General features: G+C 71.4%; 23 protein-coding genes. 9 read left to right on the top strand and 14 right to left on the bottom strand.

Going from position 1 to position 25876, the window contains the following annotated elements; translation table 11 throughout:
* The first annotated feature begins 27 nt into the window (after positions 1 to 27).
* From OG798_RS42220 to OG798_RS42210, 3 genes are all read left to right on the top strand, one after another.
* Positions 28 to 2682, top strand: a complete 2655-nt coding sequence (locus tag OG798_RS42220; RefSeq protein WP_328758723.1) for a cellulose binding domain-containing protein — start codon at positions 28 to 30, stop codon at positions 2680 to 2682.
* A 284-nt stretch (positions 2683 to 2966) separates the two neighbouring features.
* Positions 2967 to 3482 carry an MmpS family transport accessory protein gene (locus OG798_RS42215; RefSeq protein WP_328758722.1) on the top strand — a complete coding sequence of 172 codons (516 nt, stop codon included), beginning with the start codon at positions 2967 to 2969 and terminating at the stop codon, positions 3480 to 3482.
* A 156-nt stretch (positions 3483 to 3638) separates the two neighbouring features.
* Positions 3639 to 4298, top strand: a complete 660-nt coding sequence (locus OG798_RS42210; protein ID WP_328758721.1) for a hypothetical protein — start codon at positions 3639 to 3641, stop codon at positions 4296 to 4298.
* A gap of 91 nt (positions 4299 to 4389) precedes the next feature.
* On the opposite strand, the gene OG798_RS42205 is transcribed toward OG798_RS42210, so the two are convergent.
* Both OG798_RS42205 and OG798_RS42200 read right to left on the bottom strand, forming a co-directional pair.
* Entirely contained in the window at positions 4390 to 6213 is a 1824-nt protein-coding gene (locus tag OG798_RS42205) for a rhamnogalacturonan lyase (RefSeq protein ID WP_328760147.1), read from the bottom strand.
* A 149-nt stretch (positions 6214 to 6362) separates the two neighbouring features.
* Positions 6363 to 7307, bottom strand: a complete 945-nt coding sequence (locus tag OG798_RS42200) for a helix-turn-helix transcriptional regulator (protein WP_267063422.1) — start codon at positions 7305 to 7307, stop codon at positions 6363 to 6365.
* A gap of 130 nt (positions 7308 to 7437) precedes the next feature.
* On the opposite strand from OG798_RS42200, the gene OG798_RS42195 reads away from it, so the two are divergent.
* Positions 7438 to 7890: a hypothetical protein gene (locus tag OG798_RS42195; protein WP_267063962.1), complete on the top strand. Its 453-nt coding sequence runs from the start codon at positions 7438 to 7440 to the stop codon at positions 7888 to 7890.
* Positions 7887 to 8357, top strand: coding sequence for a hypothetical protein (locus tag OG798_RS42190; RefSeq protein WP_328758720.1), 471 nt, complete (start codon positions 7887 to 7889; stop codon positions 8355 to 8357). Before OG798_RS42195 ends, OG798_RS42190 begins: the two co-directional genes overlap by 4 nt.
* On the opposite strand, the gene OG798_RS42185 is transcribed toward OG798_RS42190, so the two are convergent.
* Both OG798_RS42185 and OG798_RS42180 read right to left on the bottom strand, forming a co-directional pair.
* On the bottom strand, positions 8326 to 9084 hold the full coding sequence (locus OG798_RS42185; protein WP_095851652.1) for a class I SAM-dependent methyltransferase: 759 nt from the start codon (positions 9082 to 9084) through the stop codon (positions 8326 to 8328). The genes OG798_RS42190 and OG798_RS42185 overlap by 32 nt on opposite strands.
* Positions 9085 to 9089: 5 nt before the next feature.
* Positions 9090 to 9395: a 4a-hydroxytetrahydrobiopterin dehydratase gene (locus OG798_RS42180; RefSeq protein ID WP_095851653.1), complete on the bottom strand. Its 306-nt coding sequence runs from the start codon at positions 9393 to 9395 to the stop codon at positions 9090 to 9092.
* Positions 9396 to 9618: 223 nt separating this feature from the next.
* Between OG798_RS42180 and OG798_RS42175 the strand changes: the two genes are divergently transcribed.
* Together OG798_RS42175 and OG798_RS42170 are read left to right on the top strand one after the other, a co-directional pair.
* Entirely contained in the window at positions 9619 to 10470 is an 852-nt protein-coding gene (locus OG798_RS42175; protein WP_095851654.1) for a helix-turn-helix domain-containing protein, read from the top strand.
* Between the two features lie 55 nt (positions 10471 to 10525).
* Entirely contained in the window at positions 10526 to 11392 is an 867-nt protein-coding gene (locus OG798_RS42170; protein ID WP_267063420.1) for a helix-turn-helix domain-containing protein, read from the top strand.
* A gap of 76 nt (positions 11393 to 11468) precedes the next feature.
* Here OG798_RS42170 and dnaK read toward each other — a convergent pair whose 3' ends face one another.
* From dnaK to OG798_RS42140, 6 genes are all read right to left on the bottom strand, one after another.
* The gene (gene dnaK / locus OG798_RS42165) at positions 11469 to 13337 is read right to left on the bottom strand and encodes a molecular chaperone DnaK (RefSeq protein ID WP_267063419.1); all 1869 of its coding nucleotides are present in this window, start codon (positions 13335 to 13337) and stop codon (positions 11469 to 11471) included.
* A 130-nt stretch (positions 13338 to 13467) separates the two neighbouring features.
* Positions 13468 to 13893, bottom strand: a complete 426-nt coding sequence (locus OG798_RS42160; protein ID WP_060901013.1) for an OsmC family protein — start codon at positions 13891 to 13893, stop codon at positions 13468 to 13470.
* Positions 13894 to 14022: 129 nt separating this feature from the next.
* Positions 14023 to 15759 (bottom strand): vWA domain-containing protein, encoded by a 1737-nt coding sequence (locus OG798_RS42155; RefSeq protein WP_413253668.1) that lies wholly within the window; start codon positions 15757 to 15759, stop codon positions 14023 to 14025.
* A gap of 71 nt (positions 15760 to 15830) precedes the next feature.
* Positions 15831 to 16892: an ATP-binding protein gene (locus tag OG798_RS42150; RefSeq protein WP_095851657.1), complete on the bottom strand. Its 1062-nt coding sequence runs from the start codon at positions 16890 to 16892 to the stop codon at positions 15831 to 15833.
* A 151-nt stretch (positions 16893 to 17043) separates the two neighbouring features.
* Entirely contained in the window at positions 17044 to 19128 is a 2085-nt protein-coding gene (locus tag OG798_RS42145) for a phage holin family protein (RefSeq protein ID WP_097224111.1), read from the bottom strand.
* An 88-nt stretch (positions 19129 to 19216) separates the two neighbouring features.
* Positions 19217 to 19651 carry a hypothetical protein gene (locus tag OG798_RS42140; RefSeq protein ID WP_121414476.1) on the bottom strand — a complete coding sequence of 145 codons (435 nt, stop codon included), beginning with the start codon at positions 19649 to 19651 and terminating at the stop codon, positions 19217 to 19219.
* Positions 19652 to 19736: 85 nt separating this feature from the next.
* Here OG798_RS42140 and OG798_RS42135 point away from each other — a divergent pair, with 85 nt between their 5' ends.
* Both OG798_RS42135 and OG798_RS42130 read left to right on the top strand, forming a co-directional pair.
* Positions 19737 to 20510 carry an MBL fold metallo-hydrolase gene (locus OG798_RS42135; RefSeq protein WP_095851660.1) on the top strand — a complete coding sequence of 258 codons (774 nt, stop codon included), beginning with the start codon at positions 19737 to 19739 and terminating at the stop codon, positions 20508 to 20510.
* A 14-nt stretch (positions 20511 to 20524) separates the two neighbouring features.
* Positions 20525 to 21199, top strand: coding sequence for a DedA family protein (locus OG798_RS42130; protein WP_328760146.1), 675 nt, complete (start codon positions 20525 to 20527; stop codon positions 21197 to 21199).
* A gap of 18 nt (positions 21200 to 21217) precedes the next feature.
* On the opposite strand, the gene OG798_RS42125 is transcribed toward OG798_RS42130, so the two are convergent.
* The 4 genes from OG798_RS42125 to OG798_RS42110 all read right to left on the bottom strand — a co-directional run bounded on the left by OG798_RS42125 (position 21218) and on the right by OG798_RS42110 (position 25773).
* Positions 21218 to 22315, bottom strand: coding sequence for an MBL fold metallo-hydrolase (locus OG798_RS42125; protein WP_267063417.1), 1098 nt, complete (start codon positions 22313 to 22315; stop codon positions 21218 to 21220).
* Positions 22312 to 23559: an aminotransferase class I/II-fold pyridoxal phosphate-dependent enzyme gene (locus OG798_RS42120; protein ID WP_095851661.1), complete on the bottom strand. Its 1248-nt coding sequence runs from the start codon at positions 23557 to 23559 to the stop codon at positions 22312 to 22314. Before OG798_RS42120 ends, OG798_RS42125 begins: the two co-directional genes overlap by 4 nt.
* Positions 23560 to 23653: 94 nt before the next feature.
* Entirely contained in the window at positions 23654 to 24853 is a 1200-nt protein-coding gene (locus tag OG798_RS42115; RefSeq protein ID WP_328758718.1) for a hypothetical protein, read from the bottom strand.
* A gap of 158 nt (positions 24854 to 25011) precedes the next feature.
* A complete protein-coding gene (locus tag OG798_RS42110) occupies positions 25012 to 25773 on the bottom strand; it encodes an ANTAR domain-containing response regulator (RefSeq protein WP_328758717.1) in 762 nt (253 codons plus the stop codon).
* Positions 25774 to 25876 lie beyond the last annotated feature (103 nt).

Here is a 25876-nt window from a genome sequence, read left to right as displayed (position 1 = left end):
ATGCCCTCCTTCAGAGAGGACCCCACCGTGCGAAGAACCCGTATCCTCACGGCCGTGCTGGCACTGGCCGCCGGCCTGCTGGCGGGCAGTCCGTCCGCCCTCGCCGCGAGCACCCCGACAACGACGCTCGCCGCCGACACGTACACCTGGAAGAACGCCAGGATCGACGGCGGCGGCTTCGTCCCCGGCATCGTCTTCAACCGCTCCGAGAAGAACCTCGCCTACGCCCGCACGGACATCGGCGGCGCCTACCGCTGGCAGGAGTCGACGAAGACCTGGACCCCGCTCACGGACTCGATCGGCTGGGACCGGTGGGGCCACACCGGGGTGGTCAGCCTCGCGTCCGACTCCGTCGACCCGAACAAGGTGTACGCGGCGGTCGGCACGTATACGAACAGCTGGGACCCCGGCAACGGTGCCGTGCTGCGCTCCGCCGACCGGGGCGCGAGCTGGCAGAGGACGGACCTGCCCTTCAAACTGGGCGGGAACATGCCGGGCCGGGGCATGGGCGAGCGCCTCGCGATCGACCCCAACAAAAACAGCGTGCTGTACCTCGGCGCGCCGAGCGGCAAGGGCCTGTGGCGGTCCACGGACTCGGGTGTCACGTGGTCACAGGTGACCAACTTCCCGAACGTCGGCAACTACGTGCAGGACGCGACCGACACGAGCGGCTACGCCAGCGACAACCAGGGCATCGCGTGGGTGACCTTCGACGAGTCCACGGGCACCCCCGGAAGCGCCACGCAGACGGTCTACGTCGGGGTCGCCGACAAGGACAACGCGGTCTACCGCTCGACGGACGGCGGCGCGACCTGGTCCCGGCTCGCCGGGCAGCCCACCGGCTACCTCGCCCACAAGGGAGTCCTCGACGCCACGAACGGCTACCTCTACCTCGCCTACAGCGACAAGGGTGGCCCGTACGACGGCGGCAAGGGCCGGCTGTGGCGGTACGCGACCAGGACCGGGACCTGGACGAACATCAGCCCGGTCGCGGAGGCCGACACCTACTACGGATTCAGCGGACTGACCGTCGACCTGCAGCATCCGGGCACGGTGATGACCACGGCGTACAGCTCGTGGTGGCCGGACACCCAGATCTTCCGGTCCACCGACAGTGGCGGCACCTGGACGAAGGCCTGGGACTACACCTCGTACCCGAACCGCTCGAACCGCTACACGATGGACGTGTCGTCCGTGCCCTGGCTGACCTTCGACGCGAACCCGTCACCCCCCGAGCAGTCCCCCAAACTCGGCTGGATGACCGAGGGGTTGGAGATCGACCCGTTCAACTCCGCCCGGATGATGTACGGAACGGGCGCGACGATCTACGGCACCGAGAACCTCACGAACTGGGACAGCAACAGCCAGTTCACGATGCGGCCCATGGTCCAGGGCCTGGAGGAGACGGCCGTCAACGACCTGGCCTCTCCCCCCTCCGGGGCGACCCTGCTCAGCGCCCTCGGTGACATCGGCGGCTTCCGGCACACGGACCTCACCAAGGTGCCGTCGATGATGTACACCTCGCCGAACTTCACCACGACGACGAGCCTCGACTACGCCGAGACCAACCCGAACACGGTGGTGCGCGTCGGCAACCTCGACGCGGGCCCGCACATCGCCTTCTCCACGGACAACGGCGCCAACTGGTTCGCGGGCACCGACCCTTCGGGCGTGAGCGGCGGCGGAACGGCAGCGGCGGCGTCCGACGGCAGCCGCTTCGTGTGGAGCCCGGTGGGCGCGGGCGTGCAGTACACGATCGGCTTCGGTACGTCGTGGTCGGCGTCCAGCGGTATCCCCGCGGGCGCCATCGTGGAGTCGGACCGGGTCGATCCGAAGACCTTCTACGGGTTCAAGTCCGGCAAGTTCTACGTCAGTTCGGACGGTGGCGCCACCTTCACCGCCTCCGCAGCCACCGGCCTGCCGAGCGGTGACAGCGTGCGCTTCAAGGCGCTGCCCGGCGCGAAGGGCGACGTGTGGCTGGCGGGCGGCGCGAGCGACGGCGCGTACGGGCTGTGGCACTCCACGGACGGCGGCGCGAGCTTCACCAAGCTGTCGAACGTCGACCAGGCCGACACCATCGGCTTCGGCAAGGCGGCGACCGGGGCCTCGTACCAGACGCTCTACACCAGCGCGAAGATCGGCGGGGTGCGTGGCATCTTCCGCTCGACGGACAAGGGCGCGAGCTGGACCCGCATCAACGACGATGCCCACCAGTGGGGTTGGACCGGCGGCGCGATCACGGGAGACCCGCGGATCTACGGACGCGTGTACCTCGCGACCAACGGGCGCGGAATCATCTACGGCGACAGCTCCGACACCGGTGACGGGGGCGGCGGTACGGATCCGACGCCGCCGCCGACGGGCGCCTGCGCGATGACGTACAGGATCACCAACCAGTGGTCGGGCGGTTTCCAGGCCGACGTGGCACTCACCAACACCGGCACCACCGCCTGGAGCGGCTGGTCCCTGAGCTGGCCCTTCACGGACGGCCAGCAGATCACCCAGGCGTGGAACGCCGACGCCACCCAGTCGGGGACGACGGTCACTGCGAAGAACCTGACCTGGAACGCGAACGTGGCGGCGGGTTCGTCGGTGAGCTTCGGCTTCACGGGCAGCTGGACGGGTGCGAACGCCAAACCCACCACCTTCAAACTGGGAGATCAGGCCTGCTCGGTGAGTTGACGACGGGTGGGGGGGCGCGAGTCACGCGCCCCCCCACTTCGTACGGCATGCGGGCCCACTGATCGAGACTCATTTTATTGAACGTTCACATTCATTACGGTTTCATCACTCTCCTCTCACCACTCTCACACTTTCCTTACCTCTCCCGTTACGGTCATCTCTCCATGAACCACTCAGGGGGACGTATGTCGCACAACCAGCCGCCGATGCCCGAACAGCCAGGCTGGGGACCCGTACCGCCGCAGCCGCCGACGACAGCTCGGCCGCGGTGGGCGCGTAAGCGAGTGGCCATACCCGCCGCGATCGTTCTGCTGTTCGTCGGTGTTGGTATCGGCTCGTCGGGCAGCGACCAGAAGGCGACGGCGAGCGACAAACCGACGCCCCAGGTGACCGTCACGAAGACGGCCGAGGCGAAGCCCGCTCCGACGGTGACGGTCACGAAGACCGCGAAGCCGAAGGCGACACCGAAGGCGACACCGAAGAAGGAAGCAACGACTTCGGACGACGCGGCCGCGGACGGCAAGGTCGTGTTCAAGGTCTGGGGATCGGCCCCGTCCGGAACGGACATCACCTACGGCAGCGACAGCGACAGTCGTCAGGGGTCCGGTCTGCCGATGACGAAGACCCTGACCGCGGATTCGGATGCCATGTACTTCCAGGTGACCGCCCAGTTGCAGGGGGGCGGCGACATCAACTGTTCGGTGACGGTGGATGGCCAGACCAAGAAGGGGCACGCGTCCGGCGGCTACAACATCTGCTCCGCGCAGCTGAGCAGCGACTTTTTCGGCGGCTGGAGCTAGCAGGTCAGCGCCGCGCCCCGCCCGCCGTGGAGAGCGGGGCGCTGCCGCGTCTTCGGCCGGAGCGCGGCCGCCGTCACCAAGCGGCACAGCGTTCGTTACCCGTCCACGAGTGGTCCACCACGATCCGCCTGTACCTGCATCACCCTGGGGAAAACCATGCGTTTCCACATCATCAGTGCCGCCGTGCTGTGTGCCGCCACCGGCGCGCTCGTCGGCTGCGATCCGGACACGACCGGCCACGCGCGGCCCGACTCCACACCCACCGCATCGGCCACTCCGGCTACTCCGGCCACTGAGGCCAAGGAGACGACGGACGACAAGCCGACCGAAGCCGAGCGGAAGGCGGTGCCGGACTTCGTCGGCATGGGCCTTCAGTCGGCACAGGACGCGGCGCAGGCAGCGGGCTTCTACGCGCTCACGTCGCATGACGCGCTCGGCCGCGATCGGCTCCAGGTGTTCGACCGGAACTGGAAGGTGTGCGGCCAGAACTACGGGGCGGGCAAGACGATCCCGACCAGCACGCGCCTCGACTTCGCGGCAGTGAAGCTCGCCGAGAGCTGCCCAGCCAAGGACGAGAAGGCGCCCGAGGCCGCCCAGGGCACGATGCCGGACTTCGGGGGCAAGTCCGTGAAGGCGGCCCGAGCCGCCCTGGACCCGAGCACGTCGCTCACCGTCAACGACGCTTCGGGCTCCGATCGCTGGATTCTGGTGGAGAGCAACTGGAAGGTGTGCACGCAGTCGCCGTCCACGGGCACGGCGCTCGAGGGGCAGCCGGTGACGCTGAACGCGGTCAAGTTCGACGAGACGTGCCCGTAGAAGAGGCAGCGCGCGCAGAGGACCATCGGCGGCCGTTCCGAGGTGATGAACGGCCGCCTTTTCGTTCAGTTGTGGGCGCTTCCTACACCGCTCAGGGCACGTACACCGTCGGCCGGGGTGCCGTCGCCATCCCGTTGCCGATGAAGAAGCTCGGGTGCGGGGGCTGGTTGTAGGCGGTGTTCTGCCAGGCCAGGGCCGTGCGGTACTGGGTGTCGTGGAGGAGGGTGGTGATCCTTGTGGTCGTCTCGTACGGGGTGGAGTAGATCCTGAGGGCCGTGTTGTCGGTCGTCGGCCAGACGACCTCCTCGCGCCAGTCTCCGAGGATGTCGCCCGACAGTGACGGAGTCGCCTTGGTGCTGTTGTTGGAGTGGACGCCCGAGCCGGTCAGCAGGCGGGTGTCGGACGAGGTGCCGTACTTGTCGATGTGGGTGTCGTCGAGGAGTTCGCGGACGGGGTCGCCGTCCCACCAGGACAGGAAGTTGATGCTGCCCGGCTTGCGGGTCGCCACCACCGTGCCCTGCGGGTTGCGGACGCCGTCGGCGTGCGAGGACCAGGACTCGGCGCCCGCGCTGCCCGCCCAGATGTCACCGGAGACGCCTCGGCCGTTGTCGCCGTCGGCCGCCGTGGACCAGAGGATCGCGCCCGTCTTGGCGTCCGCCATCCAGGACGCCGGTTTCGAGGAGTCCTCGTCGACCTTGAACTCCTCCAGGCCGGGACGGGAAGGGTCGAGGTCGCCGACGTGCATGGCGTCCCCGTGCCCGTTCTTGGTGGTCCACAGGCCGTTGCCGTTGTCGTCCACGGCCATCGAGCCGTACACGATCTCGTCCTTGCCGTCCCCGTCGACGTCCGCGACCGACAACTGGTGGTTGCCCTGGCCGTCGTAGCCCTTGCCGCTGTTGGTCGAGGAGTTGGTGTCGAAGGTCCAGCGTCGGGTGAAGGCGCCGCCCCGCCAGTCCCAGGCGGCGATGACGGTACGGGTGTAGTAGCCGCGCGCCATGATGAGGGAGGGCCGGGAGCCGTCCAAGTAGGCCGTTCCCGCTAGGAATCGGTCGACCCGGTTGCCGTACGAGTCGCCCCAGGAGGAGACCGTGCCGCGCGCCGGAACGTAGTCGACGGTGCCCATGGCGGCGCCCGTCTGCCCGTTGAACATGGTCAGGTACTCGGGCCCGGACAGCACGTATCCGCTGGAGTTCCGGTAGTCGGCGGAGGAAGTGCCGATCACGGTGCCCCGGCCGTCCGTCGTCCCGTCCGCCGTCTTCATGGCGACCTCGGCCTTGCCGTCGCCGTCGTAGTCGTACACCTGGAACTGTGTGTAGTGCGCGCCCGAGCGGATGTTCCTGCCCAGGTCGATGCGCCACAGGCGGGTACCGTCGAGCTTGATGCCGTCGACGATCGTGTTGCCGGTGTAGCCGGACTGGGAGTTGTCCTTGGCGTTGGTGGGCTGCCACTTGAGCACGAAGTCGAGCTGGCCGTCCCCGTCGAGGTCGCCGACGGAGGCGTCGTTGGCCTCGTAGGTGTAGGCGACCCCGTCGGGAGTGGTACCGCCCGCGGGCGGGGTGATGGGCACGTCCTTGTATCCGGTACGGAACTGGATGGCGTGCACCGAGTCGGCCTGCTCGACGCCGTTCACGATCGCGCGGACCGTGTAGTCGGCCTGGGCGGGCGCGCCCGAGTGGAAGTAGTTCGTGGAGCCGGTGATCGGCGTCGGGTTGACCAACGTCCCGGCCCGGTAGACGTTGAAGGACACGTCGTTCGGGTCGGTGCCGAGCCATCGCCAGCTGACCAGGTTGCCGCTGTCGGTGTGGACACTGACGACGCCCCGGTCGAGGGCCTCCACCTGTCGGGCTGTGGCCGCATGGGCCGTTCCGGTGCCGAGGGCGGTGAGTCCGGCGGCGATGAGGGCGGCCGTGGCCATTAGGGCCGAGCCGATGGCGCGTCTGCGGTGCTGCCTGTGCGGGTGCTGCACGATGGTTACCTCCTGGGAGGACAGACTGCTTCTGTCCCCTCAGTTGCCGCGGCGGGCAGGTGGGTTGCCGTCTTCCGGCAAGCATTCGCAAGCGCTCTCTACGCGTACAGGCGGGCCAGTGCCGTCACCGTGCGCGCGATGCGCTCCCGCAGTTCGGCGGGCTCCAGCACCTCGATCGCCGCACCCAGTCCGAGGAATGCGTCGTGGGCCTGGTCGATGGATTCGATGGGGACGGTGGCGCGCGTCCAACCGTCTCCATCTGTGTGGCCGTTGACCTCGACAGCCCGGGCCGCCGGGCCGGTGAGAACGGTTCCCGGCGCGATCCGGATCACGGCCTCGGCGCGGTGCAGCCGGTCGTGGAACTCCTGTTGGTACGCCGTCCAGTACGCGGCCAGGTCGAACCTCTCGGGGCGGCTGAACTCCTCTTCTGTCAGGGTGAGTTCGAGAATCTGGTCGACGCGGAACGTGCGCGGACCGGGGCCCGCGACGACGTACCAGCGGCCCGCCTTCAGGACCAGGCCGTACGGCTCCAGGCGGCGCCGCACCTCCGTGGGCTCGCGCCAGCGGCGGTACAGGACGTGCAGCACCCGCGCGTTCCAGACGGCGTCGGCGACGGCGGGGAGGTACGGGGTGTCGTCGGCGTCCGCGTACCAGCCGGGGGCGTCCAGGTGGAAGCGGCCGCTGATCCGGTCGGCGTGCGTGCGCAGCTCGCGCGGGAGGGCGGCGCGCACCTTCAGCTGGGCGGCGGCCAGGACCGGGCCGAGGCCCAGCTCGGCGGCGGGGCCGGGGACGCCGGCCAGGAAGAGGGCCTCGGCCTCCCCCTCCGTGAGGCCGGTGAGACGGGTGCGGTAGCCGTCGAGGAGGCGGTAGCCGCCGGCGTGCCCCGCGTCGCCGTACAGCGGGACGCCCGCCGCGCTCAGAGCCTCGACGTCCCGGTAGACCGTGCGCACCGAGACGTCGAGTTGCTCGGCGAGGTCGGCGGCGGTCATCCGGCCGCGGGTCTGGAGCAGCAGGAGGATCGAGACGAGCCGACTGGACTTCACTGACACAGGATGTCAGTGAAGTCGGCCTAGCGTGCGCGTCATGGCTTCCACGACCTTGCCGAACTCCTCGCACTCCCCGAACGAACGGAACGAACCGAACTCCTCGGACTTCAGGGAGAAACTGCTGACCGTGCCGCCGCCCATCGAGGTGGCGGGGCGTCGGATCAAGCGCTACCACGTCACCGCGGACCCGGCCGGTATCGCGCCCGACGTCGAGGCGGCGGCGTACGCGATGCTGCCGAAGCTGCTGCCGCAGCCCGACGGCACACCGCCCGCGACCTTCGTCGTACTGCACCGGGGCGGCGACGACGGCGCCTACCTCAACGCGTACAGCTGGGTGTGGGACAACGTCCTGCACTTCCGCGGCGCGTCGGCGGGCCAGCCGGTCCTGGGCTGCCCGGACCGGGACCCCACGCACTTCATCACACCCGACCTCCCCTGGATCGGCTGCGTCTGGGAGCTGCCGCCGATCCTGCACGAACGCGACGCCTGGGTGCGGCACATGCTCGTGCCCGACGCCCCCGACCTGGACGCCTACCTTGCCGACTCCCTCCCCGAGGGCACGACTGGAGACCGCTCATGAGCAGCCCGCACGACTTCGACTTCTTCCACGGCGAGTGGGACGTCCGCCACAGGCGTCTGACCGACTTCCTCGACCCCGACAGCGGCTGGGAGGAGTTCGGTGCCACGAACCGCTGCTGGAGCCTGTTCGACGGGGCCGCGAACATCGACGAGATGACGGTGCCCGGTCAGGGCTGGCAGGGGCTCACCCTGCGGCTCTTCGACCCCGCGGCGCGGGTGTGGTCGCTGAACTGGTCGTCGAGCCGCAGCGGGAAGCTGTTTCCGCCGGTGGTGGGGCGGTTCGGGCCCGACGGGCGCGGTGAGTTCCACGGCGACGACACGCACGACGGGAAGGACGTGCGGGTGCGGTTCGTGTGGTCGGGGATCTCCCCGACCACGGCCCGCTGGGAGCAGGGCTTCTCCGTGGACGGGGAGAAGACGTGGGTGATCAACTGGGTCATGGAGTTCGCGCGGCGGGGATCTTTCTGAACGCGCGGAGCGCGAACCGCGGGTCGGGGCGCGGGACTTCCTGATCGGGCAGCGCCTCGAGCAGCGTGACGAAACGCTCGGCCAGCGGGTCGTCCGGGGCGATCCGGGTGAACCAGCCGCGGCGCAGGTCCGCCACGGTGCTGCGCGGGCTGCGGCCCTGGCCGTGGCCCCGGAAACGGGCCCCGCCGGCCGGGGTGAGGCCGTGCTCGACGGCGTACGCCTCGACGTCCTCGGGGCGGTCCTGGGCGGGGCGGCGCGGGCGGGAGGCGAGTACGGCGTCGATGTCGCTGCCCACGTCGTGCGCGGCGGCCTTGTCCACGGTGGTGACGTACACCCCGCCCGGGCGCAGGACCCGCGCGCACTCGGCGACGATGGCGCGGACGTCCTCGGCGCCGTCGACCAGATGGAGCAGCCAGACGCTGGTGACGGCGTCGAACGAGGCGTCGGGGAAGGGCAGTCGGCGGCTGTCGGCGCGGATCACCGCGCCCGGGAGCCGTGCCGCCGCCATCCGGGCCATGCCCTGCGCGGCGTCCGCGCCCGTCACCCGGAGCGTCGGGCGGGCGGCGGCGAGGCGGCGCGTGACGATTCCGGTGCCGCAGGCGACGTCGAGCAGGGCCTGTATGTCGTCGGGGACGAGGCCGAGTACGGCGTCCGCGGCAGCGGCCGCTCTGGGCTCACCGCCCCTGCTGGCGTCGTATGCGTCGGCTTCCTTGTCGTAGTCCAGCATGTGAATCAGTGTGCGCCATGTCCCGGAGCGAGTGCCTCCACCCTGCGGGCGAGCTTGAGGTCGAGCTCGGTGACGGCGCCGCCGACGCTGTGGGTGTTCACGGTGAGGGAGATCGTGTTGTAGCCGAGGGTGAGGTCGGAGTGGTGGTCGAGCTCCTCCTGTACCTGGGCGACGTGTACGACCATCGCGGTCGCGGCGAAGTGGGAGGGGAGGCGGTAGGAGCGGGCGAGGTGGTCGCCGTCCAGGGACCAGCCGGGCAGCTCCGCGAGCTGATCCTCGATCTCCTTCTGCGACAGGGGTTCGACGGGCATGATCTCGCTCCGTTCTTCGTGCGGTGGGGATGCGGTGGGGTGTGGTGAGGGCTGTTTCTCAGCCTGCCACAGTCCCTCGACCAGGGCTCTCCGGCGCCCCGTCTTCGACTGCGGGTGTGTGGGGGCCGGTCGCGCAGCTTCCCGCGCCCCTGGAAACCCGGGCCGTCCGGCGTTCGAGGGCACCCACGCTCCACCCACGGTCTTCCTCGGTTACGGTCGGCGTATGTCCATCGTCGCGTCCGGTCCGACCAGACCCTCAACCCACCCCGTCGGCAAGGGCGTCGGCCCGCTGCTGCGCGGCTGGCGGGAGCAGCGCCGGGTCAGCCAGCTGGAACTGGCACTGCGGGCCGACTCCTCGGCCCGCCACATCAGCTTCATCGAGACCGGCCGCTCCCGCCCGAGCGAGGAGATGGTGCTGCGGCTGGCCGAACACCTCGACGTCCCCGTACGGGAACGCAACGCGCTGCTGCTGGCCGCCGGCTACGCGCCCCACTACCCGGAGACCCCCCTCGACGACCCCTCGATGGACGCCCTGCGCCAGGGCATGGAGCGGCTGATCCAGGGCTACGAGCCCTACCCGGCGCTGGTGGTCGACGCCACGTACACCGTGCTCGCCGCCAACCGTGGCATCGCCATGCTCCTGGAGGGCGTCTGCGAGTCGCTGCTCACGCCGCCGCTGAACGCGATGCGGCTGACCCTCCACCCTGAGGGCCTGGCGCCGCGGATCCGCAACCACCGCGAGTGGCGCGACCACCTGCTCGCGCAGATGGAACGGCAGATCGCCCTGGACCGCTCCGAGCCACTGCGCGCGCTCTACGAGGAGGTGGCGGCCTACCCGGTACCGGAGCAGGAACAGGAAGGGGCAGGGGAAGGGGATGTGGACGGCGGCGTCGAGACCGTTCCCTATTTCGCGCTCCCCCTGCAGATCGAGCACGGCGGGCGCGTGCTGTCCTTCATCTCCTCCATCTCCACTTTCAACACCCCGATGGACGTCACCGTCGCCGAGCTGGCCATCGAGACGTTTCTGCCCGCGGATCCTGCGACGGTCAAATACCTTCAGTCACTGGTGTCTTGACGGAGCGTCGCTGATCCGTTTGAGTGGGGGCTTCGGCGCTTGGGGAGGGCGTGGCGTGAGTGAGCGGCGGGCTGCGCCCACCGTGGGGCAAGTGGTGCTCGGGCGGCGGCTGCAGGAATTGCGGGAGGCCACCGGGCTGAGGCGGGAAGAGGCCGCGCGTGTCCTGCGTGTCGCCCCGGCGACGGTGCGGCGGATGGAGATGGCCGAGGTCGCCCTCAAGATCCCGTACCTCCAGGTGCTGCTGACGACGTACGGCGTGGCCGACGACGAGGTGGCCGCCTTCGTCGCGCTCGCCGAGGAGGCGAACCAGCCGGGCTGGTGGCAGCGGTTCCACGATGTGCTGCCGGACTGGTTCAGCATGCACGTCAGCCTGGAGGGCGCCGCCCGTCTGATCCGCTCGTACGAGCCGCACTTCGTGCCCGGGCTGCTGCAGACCGAGGACTACGCCCGCGCCGTGCTGGAGGCGGGCACGGTGGGCCAGACGGGGCCCGAGGCCATCGAGCGGCATGTGACGCTGCGCATGACGCGGCAGCAGCTGCTGCTGGGGCGCGAGCACCGGCCCCACCTCTGGGTGATCATGGACGAGACCGCCCTGCGGCGTCCGGTGAGCATCCGGGGCGAGGTCATGCGGGACCAGATCGACCGGCTGCTGCGGGAGATGGAGAGCGACGACATCTCCGTCCAAGTAGCCGAGTACGCGAGCGGCCCGCATCCGGGGACGTACACCTCCTTCGCGCTGTTCCGCTTCGCGGAGCCGGAACTGCCCGACATGGTCTACAGCGAGTACCTGACCGGTGCCATCTACCTCGACTCGCGCGCCGAGGTGGCCACGCACCTGGAAGTGCTGGACCACATGTCCGCCCACGCCGCCTCCGTGCCCCGTACCAAGGAGATCCTGCGGGAGATCCGGGACTCCTACTGAGAAGTTCCCAGGGAGGGGTTCTTGGCGAGGAGTTTCCAGGGAGGGGCTCTCCGAGAGCCCCTCACCTCGAGGGTCCTTATGCCGCGCCGCCCCTCGTCTCCTTCTCGTCGTCCACGATCTCGGCGTCCACCACGCCCTCCTCCTCCGCCGCCGTGGTGTGCTCGGCGGCCGGCTCCTCCCGGGGCGTCTGCTGGGCCTGGGCGTACATGGCCTGGCCCATCTTCTGGCTCACCGAGGCCAGATTCTCGACGCCGGTACGCAGGGCGGTGGTGTCGGTGGCGGAGTCCTCCAGGAGGCGCTTGAGGTCGGCGACGGCGGCCTCGACCTCGGGTTTCGTCCCGGAGGGGATGCGTTCGTCGTTCTCGCGGAGGAACTTCTCGGTCTGGTAGACGAGTTGTTCGGCCTGGTTGCGGGTCTCGGCGGCCTCGCGGCGCGCGCGGTCCTCCTCGGCGTACTGCTCGGCCTCGCGCATCATGCGGTCGATGTCGTTCTTGGGGAGCGCGGAGCCGCCCGTGACGGTCATCTTCTGTTCGCGCCCGGTGGCGAGGTCCTTCGCGGAGACGTGCATGATGCCGTTGGCGTCGATGTCGAAGGCGACCTCGATCTGCGGGACTCCGCGCGGAGCGGGCGGCAGCCCGGTGAGGTCGAAGACGCCGAGCTTCTTGTTGTACGCGGCGATCTCGCGTTCGCCCTGGTAGACCTGGATACCGACCGAGGGCTGGTTGTCCACGGCCGTGGTGAAGATCTCCGAACGGCGGGTCGGGATCGTGGTGTTGCGCTCGATGAGCTTGGTCATGATGCCGCCCTTGGTCTCGATGCCGAGGGACAGCGGGGTGACGTCGAGGAGCAGGACGTCCTTCACGTCCCCCCTGATGACACCCGCCTGAAGGGCCGCGCCGAGCGCCACGACCTCGTCCGGGTTGACGCCCTTGTGCGGGTCCTTGCCGGTGAGTTCCCTGACCAGGTCCGTGACGGCGGGCATCCGGGTCGAGCCGCCGACCAGGATGACGTGGTCGACCGCCGCGAGCTTGACACCCGCGTCCTTGACCGCCTGGTGGAAGGGGGTCTTGCAGCGGTCGAGCAGATCGGCGGTCAGCTCCTGGAACTGGGCGCGGGTCAGCTTCTCCTCGAGGTGCAGGGGGCCGTCGGCGGTGGCGGTGATGTAGGGCAGGTTGACGGCGGTCTCGGAGGAACTCGACAGTTCGATCTTGGCCTTCTCGGCGCTCTCGCGCAGCCGCTGCAGCGCCATCTTGTCGTGGCCGAGATCGATGCCGTGCGAGGCCTTGAAGCGTTGCGCGAGGTGTTCGACGACCCGCTGGTCCCAGTCGTCGCCGCCGAGCCGGGTGTCGCCGTTGGTCGCCTTGACCTCGATGACGCCGTCGCCGATCTCCAGGAGGGAAACGTCGAAGGTGCCGCCGCCCAGGTCGAAGACGAGGACGGTCTGCTCCTCGCCCCGGTCGAGGCCGTAGGCGAGGGCGGCGGCCGTCGGCTCGTTGATGATGCGCAGCACCTTCAGGCCCGCGATCTCGCCGGCCTCCTTGGTGGCCTGGCGCTGGGCGTCGTCGAAGTACGCGGGCACGGTGATCACGGCGTCCGTGACGTCCTCGCCGAGGTAGGCCTCCGCGTCCCGCTTCAGCTTCTGCAGGACGCGCGCCGACAGCTCCTGGGCACGGTAGCGGGTGCCGTCGACGGAGCCCTGCTCCGGGAAGCGCCAGCTCGCGTCGCCCATGTGGCGCTTGACCGAGCGCGCGGTGCGCTCCACGTTCGTCACCGCCTGACGTTTGGCGACCTCGCCGACGAGCACCTCGTTGTTCTTGGCGAAGGCCACCACGGAGGGGGTGGTGCGCGCGCCCTCCGCGTTGGTCACGACGGTGGGGTCGCCGCCTTCCAGGAGGGCCACCACCGAGTTCGTCGTACCGAGGTCGATCCCGACCGCACGTGCCATGTCCGTCCCCTTCCGCCAGGGCGATGCCCACCTTCAAGCACAAAACTTGAGTGCGTTCTTGTCAATGGGGCGGACATGACAGCGCCGCGGGCCCTGCACGGGGACCGCGGCGCCGTACTGCTCCCGGACGTCAGGCCAGCTTGGCCGTCAGGGTGATCGTCGTGCCGGTCAGCGCCGCGCTGACCGGGCAGTTCTTCTTCGCGTCCTCGGCCGCCGCGACGAAGCCGTCGTTGTCGAGGCCCGGCACCGTGCCCTCCACCGTCAGGTGGATGCCGGTGATGCCCTCGCCGGGCTGGAAGGTGACGTCGGCGTTGGTGACGAGCTTGGTGGGCGGGGTGCCCGCGCCCGCGAGGGCGTGCGACAGCGCCATGGAGAAGCAGCTGGAGTGGGCGGCCGCGATCAGTTCCTCGGGGCTGGTCTTGCCGTTGGCGTCCTGCGCCCGCGACGCCCACGTCACCGGCTGCTGGCCGATGCCGGAGGAGTCGAAGGTGACGACGCCGCTGCCCTCGAGCAGGTTGCCTTCCCACACGGTGTGCGCGGTGCGCGTGGTTGCCACGATGATTCCCTTCGATGGGGTCCCGTTTTCGGGGTCCGTGCGCACCATCCGATCACACCTGCGCGCGACTCACCCAGAATGACGGCTCACCGAACCGCGAAGACGGCTCACCGAGACCGCGATCACGGTTCACCGCACCCGGAAGACCGGTCCCCGCGCCGTGAACGGGAGCCGCGCGCCCTGCGGAATCAGATACGCGTGCTCGCGCCGCACCCGCAGCACGTCGCACCAGCCGTCCGTGATGACCAGCAGCGGCGCGCCCGGCGGGAAGTCGTCCGCGCGGTGCAGCAGATCGATGCCGGGCTGCAGCACCGTACCGCCGCGCCCGTGCACTCGTACGCGACCGGCGATCTCGGTGACCGGAAGATAGCCCGCGTCGTGCGGCGCCGCGTCGCAGAACACCACCCGAGCGGCCGGTACGTCCCGGGCCTCGGCGTACGAGGCGATGGCACCCAGCGCCTTGCCGAGCAGCGTGCGGTCCATGGAGCCGGAGGTGTCCAGGACGACGCCGAAGGTGCAGCGGGCGATCTCCTCGGGCGGGAAGTACCGTCCCGCGCGCGGGATGTCGGGGGTGGACGCCTGACGACGCGAGGGGCGCGCGTACGTCCGTACCGGCTCGGGGCGGGGCACGAACTCGTCGAACCAGCGGGCCAGGCGGGCGTCCCAGGGCAGCGGTGGATGGTCGAGCGCGCGGATCTCCTCGACCAGACCGCCCGGCAGATAGCCCCTCTCCAGCTGCTGGTGCAGGTCCAAGCCGTGGCTCAGCCCGCGCCGGTAGAGCTCGTCCAGGTCCACGTAGTCGCGCGGGGAGCCGAGCGGGGCGCCGAGGATGTCACCCGCGCCCTTGCCGCGCAGCGTGGACAGCCGGCGCATCCGGCGCAGGTCCTTCGCGATCCGGTCGTACACCTCCTCCGCCGAGAGGTCCTTCAACTCCGCGTCGTACAGGAGGCCTTCGGGCATCGTGCCGACCTGCATCTCGCACAGCCAGCCGTTGATGACGTAGTCGGCCGCGATGTTGAAGAGGTAGGGGTCGCGGGGGCCGCAGCGGTCGCCGTGCCGCAGGGCGGCGTGCAGCATCTCGTGGGCGAGGACGAACCGCCATTCCTCGTCCTCCAGTTGGCGCAGCGGGTTGATGTAGATCTCGCCCGCCTCCGCGTTCACGGCGGCGACGGAGATGTCGTGGGCGCGGGCCAGTTCGGCGTCGGCGACCAGCGTGATGCCGGCCGCGATGCCGCCGAGCAGCGGGTAGGAGGAGATGAACCAGCTCAGCGCCCGCTCCCAGGGCTGCAGCCGGGTGGGCCCGCCGCGCATCGAGCCGCGGCGGCCGCCGGCCATGTCCATCGCCGTGGCCACGGTGCGGGTCAGGGCGTGCGCGAACTCGAGCTGCCAGTCCGGGGCCTGGCCGCCCTTCCAGGTGTCCCACGGCACCAGCAGCTGGTCCGGCTCGCCGCCGGCCGTACCGCAGCGCTCGTACGGGGCCGGAGTGCCCTCGCGCCGCCAGCGGGCGGCGAGTTGCTCCTCGTCGCCGTCGGGGTACGTGCGCGGCAGGTCCTCGGGGGTGAGGCCGATGGGGAAGCCGAGCAGGAAGCGGTTGACGACCGCGCAGCGGGCGGCGAGGGCGTGACGGTCGGGCTGCTCACGCGTCTTCGGCGCCGCCGGGACATGGCCGAAGCCCAGGTGGATGACGGCGTGCGCGACCGCCCAGGCCCACTCGACGGGCTCGGCGCGGCGGGTGGGGTGGACGTGCAGCACGCCGTTGGAGTCGACGCGGACGAGACCGTCGCGGGGCGAGTCGGGGCAGTCCTCCTGGCGGCAGGTGCTGAACCCGATGGCGGCGAGCGCCCGGTTGGCCCGCACCAGCCGCATGCCCTCCGCGAAGGCCTCCGCCGCCAGGTCCTTCTTCGGCTGTCCCTTGCCGCGGCTCGTCGGGGTGCGGCTCACTGCCGCGCCTCGACCAGCCGGGGCATGTCGCGGGCCGCCTCCACCAGGAACCAGGCGGGCAGGAGGGGATTGCCGTCGGTGTCCGGGGCGATGACGCCCTGCGCGACCTCCACGGAGATCTCCGCGAGCTGCACGAGCAGCGACTTGGCGCGGTACGCGGTCTGCTGTCCGCTCGTCGAGAGGTGCTCCTTGCTGGCGGGCAGCTCCTTGATGAGCCGGCCGCGGAAGGACTCGGCGAGGTAGTAGAGCAGGTCGCGGTCCTCGGGGCGGTGCGGCCAGCGGGCGTCGCCCTTGACGATCGCCTCGATGCCGAACCGGCTGCGCACGATCTTCACATAGCCGCAGAAGGCGACCGCGTGCGCGGGGGTCAGGGTGCCGTGCGCGATCACCTTCAGGGTCGGCTCGTCGAGGGCCGGCCCGAAGGAGTGCAGCGCGTCGGAGAGCATGTGCCAGGAGCGCGGCGTGGAGAACGGCTCCTCGGTCTTCGGCGGCTTGGACCACAGATGGTCGGGCCGGTCGGTGAGGTGGTCCACGACCCAGGGGTGAATGCCGTTGCCGGCGGCCCAGCCGAGCCAGTCCTTGGAGGAGGCCTCCAGGTGCACGTGCGTGAGGCGGTTGATCAGCGCGGAGGCGATCGGACGGGCCAGCGCGTTGTCGGTGGCGCGGTTGCCCGCGCCGATCACGATCGAGCCCTTGGGCAGCTCGTAGTTGCCGATGCGGCGGTCCAGGATCAGCGAGTAGAACGCCTTCTGCACATCCGGCGTCGCCGCGTTCAGCTCGTCCAGGAAGAGGCAGTACGGCTCGTCCCGGGCGATCGCCTCCGGCGGGCAGAACACCGAGCGCCCGTCGCGGATCTGCGGGACGCCGATCAGGTCCTCGGGGGCGAGCTGGGTGCCGAGCAGGCTGACGCACTCCAGTCCCAGCGACTCGGCGAACTCCCTCACCAAGGAGGACTTTCCGATACCGGGGGCGCCCCAGAGGAAGACCGGCCGCACGGTCGCGAGACCGAGCAGCAGTTCCGGTATCCGGGCGGGGGTGACGGTCACGACTGCCTGCACGCAGCATCCTCGGGGGTCGGGAAGTGCCCCGCGGGTGCGCGGTGCTCCATGCGAACAGTGTGTGCGCGGGGCTCGCCGACCGCAGCCCATTTTCCGCCGCCACCGACCGCAGCCCGTTTCCGCCGCCCCGGCCCGGCCCCCTGGCCGTGGCTCAGGCGGCGCGCTCGTCCGCGGGCGCCGCCAGCGGCACTTGGGGGCCGTCGCACTCGCGCAGCCAGCGCCGCAGTACGCGGTGCACCTGCTCGGCGCCCACGAGATCCGCGTCGTCCTCGACCGGGACGGACAGGGCCACCGGTGACAGCAGGAAGGGGCGGGCCTGGGCCCCGCCGAGTCCGCCGTGCGAGCCGATCTGCTCCTCGAAGGCGAGGACCTCGCCCTCCTGCGGGTCGTACGAGGAGTTGACCATGATGTCGGCGACGTGCGGGAAGGAGTGCGTACGTCGTACGGCGTCGGCGGCGCCGGGGCCGAAGTCGGCGAGCGGGCCCGGGCGCGCGTCGTCGAGCTTGTCGACCGGCACCTCCGCGCCGTTCGCGGCCAGCACGAGTCCGCCGTACTCCTCGCTGCGGACCAGCACGAAGCCGACGCCGGGGTGGTTGGCGAGGGTGGACAGCAGCGCGGGGTGGCGGCGGTCGATCTCCTCCCGGCTCATCCGGTGCGGCATGTCGGGGAAGGAGACCAGGCCGAGGTTGCCTGAAGCCAGCACGATGGGCTCGGAACGGCGCGAGGGACGGTGACGCTCACCGCGCTCCTCGACGGGTCTGCGCAGCGCGGCCCGCACCGCCGCCCGCGCCTCGGTGCCGCTGTGCGTACGCTGCGCCCTGCGCGGCACGGGCAGCCCGCAGCCGGCCCGGACCAGGTTGCCGAGGCTGAGGCCGTAGCGGGTCAGGAAGGTCTCGCCGGGGCTCTGGCCGTGGTCCGACAGCACCACGATCCGGTAGGGCCGCGGGGCGTGTTCGGCGACCTTGGCCACCAGGGCGAGGGACCGGTCGAGACGCTCCAGGACCTTCTCGGCGTCCCGGCTGCGCGGCCCGGAGTGGTGGGCCACCTCGTCGTACGCCACCAGGTCCGCGTAGACCGCGTTGCGTCCGGCGAGCATGTCGCCGATCACCGCGGCGACGACGACGTCCCGCTCGACGACGGTCGCGAAGGCGCGCACGAAGGGGTACAGCCCGCCGCGCTTGACCCGGGGCCGCCGCTTCTTCATCCGGGCCCACGTGGACTGGCCCATCTCGCGCAGCACCTCGGCGACGAAGGACATGGCCGTACGGACGGCGTTGGCGGGGTCGCTGAAGTAGGCGAAGTAGCCGGAGCGGGAACGGTTCTCCCGGCCCCTTCGCGCGGCCATGGACAGCACCAGAGCCAGCTGGTCGGCGCCGCCGCTGAAGAGGTTGCCGCGGCTGGCGCCGTCGACGGTGAGCAGGCCCCCGTCGCCGGTGTACTCGACGGCCCGACGCTGGAGTTCGGCGGCGCTGGAGGGCCGGTTGCACACCATGACCTCGTGCGTGTCCTTCTCGTACCAGCGGAAGGCCGGCACGTCGTGGTTGCTGCCGTGCAGGATGCCGAGCTGGCTGGCGCCGGTCTGACTGGACCAGTCGGTGCGCCACGGGGTGAGCCGGTGGGTGGGACAGCCGCCCTCCCCGGGGCCCCCGAGCCACTGCGCGACGGTGGGCATCAGCCCCTTGGCGACCGCCTCCTGCAGCACGTCGTGGCCGACACCGTCGAGCTGGAGGAAGACGGCACCGGGGGTCGAGGGCCAGGCCTGCCCGTCACCGCGCCTGCGGCGCCGGTCGGCGAGCCGGTAGAGCCTGCGCCGGTAGGCGTCGTCGTCCCGGACGGCGAGGGCACCCCCGGTGGCCGAGGCGACCGCGGACATCACGGCGGCGACGACCACGGCGGTCTCGGGCGCGGCCTCGCCCTGCCCCGAGGGGTTGATGCGCAGGGCTATCAGCAGCAAGGACCCGTTCAGGAAGAAGACGAGCAGACCGAGCACGAGGGCGGGCACCAGGAGCAGTGCCCGTACGAGCAGGGGCCACACGAGCGAGGAGAGCAGACCGAAGACGGCCGCGCCGACCCCGGCGGTGACGGCTATCCGCGTGGCGCTGTCGCCGTTGGTGGACTCCAGCTGGAAGTCGGGCAGCACACCGGCGAGGACGAGCATGGTGACCGTGGACACGGCCCACACCGCGAGGCTCCGCCACACTCCGCTGAGAAGTCGCCGCCAACGCCTTCCGCCCACGCCCTGTCCACCTCACGTCCCGGCCCGCCCGGTGTGCGAGGCCTGCTCCCACCCTGTCACAACGGTCGAGCGGCCCCCGGTGTCCCCCTCAGCGGCCGTCGTAGCCCGCGGTCGGCATCGACAGGCGACGGTGGACCCGGGCCTTCATCTGGGCGTCGTACGACGGTTCCGCGCGCCCGACCGTCTCGATCCGTACGCCGCGGCGGACGCACTCGGCGGTGAACTCGTCCACGGAGGCGAGGGCGCGCTCCAGGACGCGGTGGCTCGGCGCGACGAACAGGTCCACGAGGCCCGCCTCGACGTCCGCCCACAGGGTGCGGTGGTCGGGGCGCAGACCGCGGACGAGGAGCTCGCGGGTGACGACGTAACCGCGCTCGGCGGCCCAGCGGGCGCACATCGCGTACTGGCTGCGGGAGTCCACGAGGAAGGGGTCCGCGTCGAGCTCCTCCAGGGGCGTCAGGCTCGCGATGGCCGTGACGCGGACCAAGGTCGGCACTGCGGAGGCGCTGCGTGCGTGTCCCATGGCGTCCCCCCTCACCTCCGGGTTTCGCCGCCGACCCTACTCCTGCACGTAGGCTCGGGGGGAGTCGCACGGAGGAGGCAAAGAAGTGCCGGTGGAGATCACCTGGTGGGGGCACGCCACTTGCACGCTGGAGGACTCCGGCACACGCGTCCTCACCGATCCGCTCTTCGCGCGCCGGCTCGCGCACCTGCGGCGCAGGCGCGGGGCGCCGCCCCCTCCCGAGGCGGCGGTCGCGGACGTGGCGCTGGTCTCGCATCTGCACGCCGACCATCTCCATCTGCCCTCCTTGCAGCGGCTCGCGCCGGGCACCCTGGTCCTGGTGCCGAAGGGCGCGCCGCGCGTGGTGCCGGCGCTGCGCAGGCTGGACCATCTGCGGTTCGTCGAAGTGGCGCCCGGGGACCTGACCGAGGTCGGCGACCTGGTCGTACGTACGGTGTCGGCGCGGCACGACGGGCGGCGACTGCCGGTCGGACCGCACCGCTCCCCCGCGCTGGGCTTCGTGGTGGAGGGCGAGGCGCGGACCTATTTCGCCGGGGACACCGGGCTGTTCGAGTCGATGGCCGAGGAGGTCGGACCGGTCGACGTGGCGCTGCTGCCGGTCGGCGGGTGGGGCCCCTTCCTCGGGGAGGGACACCTGGACGCGGGGCGGGCCGCCGAGGCGCTGGCCCGGCTGATGCCGAGGAGCGCGGTGCCGGTGCACTACGGCACGTACTGGCCCATCGGCATGGACAGCGTGCGCCCCCATGAATTCCATGCGCCGGGTGATGAGTTCGTGCGCCTGGCTGGGGAGCGTGCGCCCCAGGTGGCGGTGCACCGGCTCGAACACGGCGAGAGCGTGCGCCCGGAGGTCGCGCGGTGACGCCTCTGACCGGTATGGGCGCGGCCCCCGCGATATTCCTGTCCGCCAAGAGCGCCGCCCCCGCCCTGTTCCTGTCCGCCACGGGCGCGGCCGTGTCACCGGAGAGCACGCAGCAGGCGATCGGCTATCCGACGCTGTTCGTGCTGGTGCTGATCGGCGCGCTCGTCCCGGTGGTGCCGACGGGTGCGCTGGTCAGTTCCGCGGCCGTGGTGGCCTTTCACGAGACCGCGCCGTTCGCCCTGCTGCTGGTCTTCGCGGTGGGCTCGCTCGCGGCGTTCCTCGGTGACGTGGCGCTCTACTGGCTCGGCCGGCGCGGCATGGGATCCAAGAACGGCTCGCGCTGGCTGGAGGCGATCCGGGTGCGCGCCCCGGAGGACCGCCTCACCCAGGCCCAGGAAAAACTGGACGACCACGGCGTCGCCGTCCTCGTCCTGTCCCGCCTCGTCCCGGCGGGCCGCATACCGGTGATGCTCGCCTGCCTGCTGGCGAAGATGCCCCTGCGCACCTTCGCCCGCGGCGACCTCCCCACCTGCCTCGCCTGGGCGGCCACCTACCAGGTCATCGGCATCCTCGGCGGCTCCCTCTTCGACGAGCCGTGGGAGGGCGTGGTGGCGGCGGTGGCCCTGACACTGGCGATCAGCGCGGCGCCGGGAGTGTGGCGGAGGGTACGCGGAACCGCGCCTCGGTAGGCACCCCCACCACCGCCGTCACGCCAGGACCCGAGAACCCCCCACCGCCAGATCCCACAGATTCCCCCGCTCCAACCCCACCCGCTCCCAAGCCGCCTTCACCCGGGTCAACGGCTCCAGCACGGGCTCCGCGGACAGCACGAACGTCCCCCAGTGCATCGGCGCCATCCGACGAGCCCCCAGGTCGACGGCCGCCCGAACGGCCTCTTCCGGGTCACAGTGGACGTCACTCAACCACCACCGGGGGTCGTACGCCCCGATGGGGAGCAGGGCCAGGTCTATCCCCGGGTAGCGCTGCCCGATGGCCGCGAACCAGTGCCCGTACCCCGTGTCCCCCGCGAAGTACACCCGCTGTCCTTCGGGCGCCGTCAGCACCCAGCCGCCCCACAGCGTGCGGCAGGTGTCGGTGAGACCGCGCTTGGACCAGTGGTGCGCGGGGACGAAGTCGAAGCGCACGCCGTCGAGTTCGACCGCCTCCCACCAGTCCAGCTCGGTGACCCGGGTGAACCGGCGGCGCCGGAACCAGCGCCCGAGTCCGGCCGGCACGAACACCCGTGTGTCGCGCGGGAGTCGGCGCAGCGTCGGCGCGTCGAGATGGTCGTAGTGGTTGTGGCTGATGACGACCGCGTCGACGCGCGGCAACGCGCTCCAGGCCACGCCGACCGGGGTGATCCGGGCCGGGGTGCCGAGGATCCTGCGGGACCAGACCGGGTCGGTGAGGACGGTGAGCCCGCCCATGCGGATCACCCAACTCGCGTGCCCTGCCCAGGAGACGGCGACGGTTCGGGTGCCTACCCGTGGCAGCGGCCCCGGTTCGAAGGGCAGCACGGGAATGTCGGCGAGCCCCTCGGGCCCCGGCCGCAGCGCCCCCTCACGAGCGAACCGCGCGAAGGCCCGCAGTCCCGGCAACGGCGCGGTCAGCCGGTCGACGAACGACCGCGGCCACGCACGGCGCTCACCGAGCGGACGGGGTTCGGCGAGAGGTGGGGGATCGACGAGCGGACGAAGAGGAACGGCGTCCTGCGTGTTCGTGGACACGGACGTACTCGTGGATATGGACGTGCTCGGGGATATGGACGTACTCGTGCTCGTGGTCGACTGGGACTGCTGCGTCATCGAGGAGGCTCCCATCGCTGAGCGTCGTCACGGAGATCGTCGAACGCCGACCCCAGGAGGGTCAACGCGCGTTGCACCTGCGGCAGTTCCAACGGCGAGGGTGAACTGAGGCATTCCGCCCGCTCCTCGTCGGTGGCGCCGAGCAGCGGTCCGGTCTCCAACCGCACGCGCAGCGCCTCGAGGTCGTCCCCGAAGCGGTGGCCGCCCGGCGCGGGCATGCCGAGCCGGGCGGTGAGGAAGTCCTCCAGTTCCTGTGCGTCCCCGACGCCGAGGGCGGTCAGCGCGGAGCTCAACGGGCCGAGATCCACGTACAGATGCCGACCCGCCCGCGGCGGCCGCGCGAGAGCGCCTGACCCGACCACCGCGCGGTGCGCGGCGAGAGCCACACGCGCGTGCAGGCGTACGGCGGCGGTCAACCGCTCCGTGACCGCGTCCGGTTCACCGAGCGCGTACGCGGCCGCCGCCGCGACCGGTTCGGCGACCCGGGCACCGAGCACGGTGAGCACGTCGAGGACGCGGGCGCGCAGCCGAAGGCCCTCGTCGGTGTCCGGGAAACGGGCGACGGCGGCCGGCCAGCCCTGCGGCAGGAAGGCGCCCGCGAGGTCCGTGAGAACAGTGACCTCGCCGGGGAGCATCTCGGCGGGGCTGAGCAGAACGGTGTCGTGCGGCCGGTGCAGGGTGTCGCGCCACGTCTCGTCGCTGACCACGTGCAGTCCCTCGCCCACCGCGGCCTCCACGGTCTCGTGCACCACCTCGGGCGGTGCGACGGTGGCGGTGGGGTCGTCGGCGACGGAGAGCACGAGCAGGCGCGGGTCGCCGCCCTCGGCGCGGACCCGGCGGACGGTCTCCAGGAGTGCGTACGGATCCGGTAGGCCGCCGCACTCCGCGGGCGTCGCCGCGTGGAACACGGACCGGCCCAGGAGGCGGACCTGCGGTGCCCACCAGGCGGCGCACGGGCGCGGCACCAGGACGTCGCCGCCGAGTGCGCCGGTCAGCGCGAGGAGCAGCGCGGGGGCGCCGGGGGCGGCGACCACCCGGTCGCGGTCGGCGGCCAGGCCCCGCCGGGTCCAGTAGCCGCAGGCGGCGTCGAGAAGCGCGGGGCCGCCGCCGGAGGGCTCGGCGTGGGCGTGGCCCGCCGCGTCGGCGAGCACGGCGCGCAGCTCGGCCAGTACCGGCAGGCCCTGATCGGGAAGGGGCGGCCCGTAGCGGACCGGACCGTGTCCTTCCGGAACCGTCCGCCGCATACGTGCCTCCGTGCAGTCCGTGGTGCCGTGCCCTGTCGTTACCCGGGCTCCCGACCCGCCATGGGCGCCCGGCCGGGGTGCGCCCGTCACAGCGTCAGCGGTGGGAGGAGCCCCTTTGGCGCAGCCGGTGGAGGGCCGCGCCCAGCGCGCCCACGATCAGGACGCCGCCGGTGATCAGGGCCGGGACGGAATCGGTGAAGGTGCCGCCCGCGCCGCCCTGTACTCCGTACTGGGCACCGGTGGGGCGCTCCTCGCTGTCGTGATCCGTGCCGGTCTCGTGCGTCGCACCGGTGTCACGACCCGTACCCGGGTCACGCCCCGTGCCGGTGTCGTGAGCCGCACCGGTCTCGCGCCCGGCGCCCGTGTCATGCCCCGTACCGGTGTCGTGCGTCGCACCGGTGTCACGACCCGTACCCGGGTCACGCCCCGTGCCGGTGTCGTGAGCCGCACCGGTCTCGCGCCCGGCGCCCGTGTCATGCCCCGTACCGGTGTCGTGCGTCGCACCGGTGTCACGACCCGTACCCGGGTCACGCCCCGTGCCGGTGTCGTGGGTCGCACCGGTGTCACGGCCCGCGCCCGTGTCATGAGGCACACCCGTGTCATGAGGTGCACCGGTCTCGCGCCCCGTAGCCGTGTCACGCCCGGCACTTGTGCCGGTGCCCGGGCCCGTGCCCGTGCCGGTGCCCGTACCGGTGCTGGCGCCCGTGCCCGTACCCGTGCCGGTGCCGATGCCCGTACCGGTGCTGGCGCCCGTGCCCGTGCCCGTACCGGTGCTGGCGCCGGTGCCGGTGCCGTGGGACACGGTGTACGAGGCGTTCCATGGCCGCTCCTGGCCACCCGGCGCGACGGGACACACGCCGTTGACGCCCCATTGGGCCTCACGGTCCCCGTCGACGGAATCGCTCGTGAACTGCTCGCCGGCCGCGGATGCCACTCCGAACCCACCGACCCCTCCGGATCCATCGACCGCTCCGGATCCAGCGTCGGGAGTCCCACTCGCCGGGATGCGGGCCGTCCCGCGGTACGAGGTGGCGCCGTCCGTCTTCTCGTCGCCGCCGGTGATCCGGTGCAGCTGGACCGTGCCTCCCTCGAAGCCCTGGGAGTGGGCGTCGATGGACTCGGGCGGGGTGCCGCCGATCGCGTCGCAGGTGACGGAGATGGAGAGGAGGCCACCGGGGCCCACGGAACGGGGATCGACCTCCGCGCCCGGATCCGCGGACGCGGCCGTGGCGGCCGCCCCCAGGGCGGCACAGGCCAGGGCGGTGGCGGACAGGACACGGACGGTACGGCACATGGGTCGGACTCCTTCGGACAGACACTGTCTGAAGGGGGCACGGCCGTCGCGCCCCCCACCCCATCACAGCCCGCCCCGGCGCGGGGCGCGCGCGGCCGGACACCATTCGCGCGACACGGGCGCCCGAGCGGGTGACAGCGGCGGCTCGGCCGACCGAGTCAGTTCGCCAGGGAGGCGAGCTCCCGTTCCAGGCCGCGTCCACGCTTGTCCACGACGGCCGAGGCCACGTCGGACAGTTTGCGCTGGGTCGCCTGCGAGACGCGGCGCAGTACGCCGAAGGCCGCGTCCGCGTCGCAGCCCAGTACGTGCATGACGATCCCGCACGCCTGGTCGACGACGGGCCGGGTACGCAGCGCGGCGCCGAGCTGGTCGAGCTCGGTGAGGGCGGCCCGGTAGGAGCGGTCACGGACCAGGCAGGTGACGGCGAGGTCGCCGAGCGCGCGGGCGGGTCCATGCGGGGCGTCCTCCAGGGCGCCGGGCCGGAAGCTGTAGAGGCTGAGGGTCACGGTCAGACCGGAACGCCGGAAGGGAATCGTGACACTGGAGCGGACACCCGAGTCGAGGGCCATCGCGCGGTACGCCGGCCAGCGCTCCTCGCGCAGCAGGTCCGCCGAGTCGACGGGCTCACCGCGTTCCAGCGCGGCGGGGATCGGACCGTCTCCGGAGCGGAGTTGGACCGAGACGAGTGCGGCGAGGTCGGGGTGGGTGACCGCGGCGGGGCGTTCCGGGCCGCCCTCGGCGACCATGCAGCTGGCGCCGCAGCAGTCGGTGGTGCAGCGGGCGGCCTGCTCGGCGAGCTCCGACAGCCGCCTGCCCGGAAGCGTGGATTCCGGCGACCGCGTTCCCAGGTGCCCGAGTTGGCCGCCTCGACCGCTCCGATCGTTGTGACCGCGTTGCTCAAGTCGCCCCGCATCCCGCATGGTTCACCCCTCCTCCCTCCGCGCCTTCCCGCTCACCTGCGCGGAAAACGGACCCGGCGGGGTTACACCCCCGCCACACCTGGAACCAATCCTTCGGGTTACG

Origin of the sequence: Streptomyces sp. NBC_00271, assembly GCF_036178845.1 — a bacterium.
In the GTDB taxonomy this organism is placed as follows: Bacteria; Actinomycetota; Actinomycetes; order Streptomycetales; family Streptomycetaceae; genus Streptomyces.
This window is presented reverse-complemented; position numbering and strand designations above follow the sequence as displayed.

What these genes read in the sequence shown, in the direction of transcription:
- OG798_RS42210 (WP_328758721.1), top strand. Translation starts at nt 3,639, where the DNA reads ATGCGTTTCCACATCATCAGTGCCGCCGTGCTGTGTGCCGCCACCGGC.
- OG798_RS42205 (WP_328760147.1), bottom strand. Translation starts at nt 6,213, where the DNA reads ATGGCCACGGCCGCCCTCATCGCCGCCGGACTCACCGCCCTCGGCACC.
- OG798_RS42190 (WP_328758720.1), top strand. Translation starts at nt 7,887, where the DNA reads ATGAGCAGCCCGCACGACTTCGACTTCTTCCACGGCGAGTGGGACGTC.
- OG798_RS42185 (WP_095851652.1), bottom strand. Translation starts at nt 9,084, where the DNA reads ATGCTGGACTACGACAAGGAAGCCGACGCATACGACGCCAGCAGGGGC.
- OG798_RS42180 (WP_095851653.1), bottom strand. Translation starts at nt 9,395, where the DNA reads ATGCCCGTCGAACCCCTGTCGCAGAAGGAGATCGAGGATCAGCTCGCG.
- OG798_RS42175 (WP_095851654.1), top strand. Translation starts at nt 9,619, where the DNA reads ATGTCCATCGTCGCGTCCGGTCCGACCAGACCCTCAACCCACCCCGTC.
- dnaK (WP_267063419.1), bottom strand. Translation starts at nt 13,337, where the DNA reads ATGGCACGTGCGGTCGGGATCGACCTCGGTACGACGAACTCGGTGGTG.
- OG798_RS42155 (WP_413253668.1), bottom strand. Translation starts at nt 15,759, where the DNA reads ATGCGGCTGGTGCGGGCCAACCGGGCGCTCGCCGCCATCGGGTTCAGC.
- OG798_RS42140 (WP_121414476.1), bottom strand. Translation starts at nt 19,651, where the DNA reads ATGGGACACGCACGCAGCGCCTCCGCAGTGCCGACCTTGGTCCGCGTC.
- OG798_RS42130 (WP_328760146.1), top strand. Translation starts at nt 20,525, where the DNA reads ATGGGCGCGGCCCCCGCGATATTCCTGTCCGCCAAGAGCGCCGCCCCC.
- OG798_RS42125 (WP_267063417.1), bottom strand. Translation starts at nt 22,315, where the DNA reads ATGACGCAGCAGTCCCAGTCGACCACGAGCACGAGTACGTCCATATCC.
- OG798_RS42120 (WP_095851661.1), bottom strand. Translation starts at nt 23,559, where the DNA reads ATGCGGCGGACGGTTCCGGAAGGACACGGTCCGGTCCGCTACGGGCCG.
- OG798_RS42115 (WP_328758718.1), bottom strand. Translation starts at nt 24,853, where the DNA reads ATGTGCCGTACCGTCCGTGTCCTGTCCGCCACCGCCCTGGCCTGTGCC.
- OG798_RS42110 (WP_328758717.1), bottom strand. Translation starts at nt 25,773, where the DNA reads ATGCGGGATGCGGGGCGACTTGAGCAACGCGGTCACAACGATCGGAGC.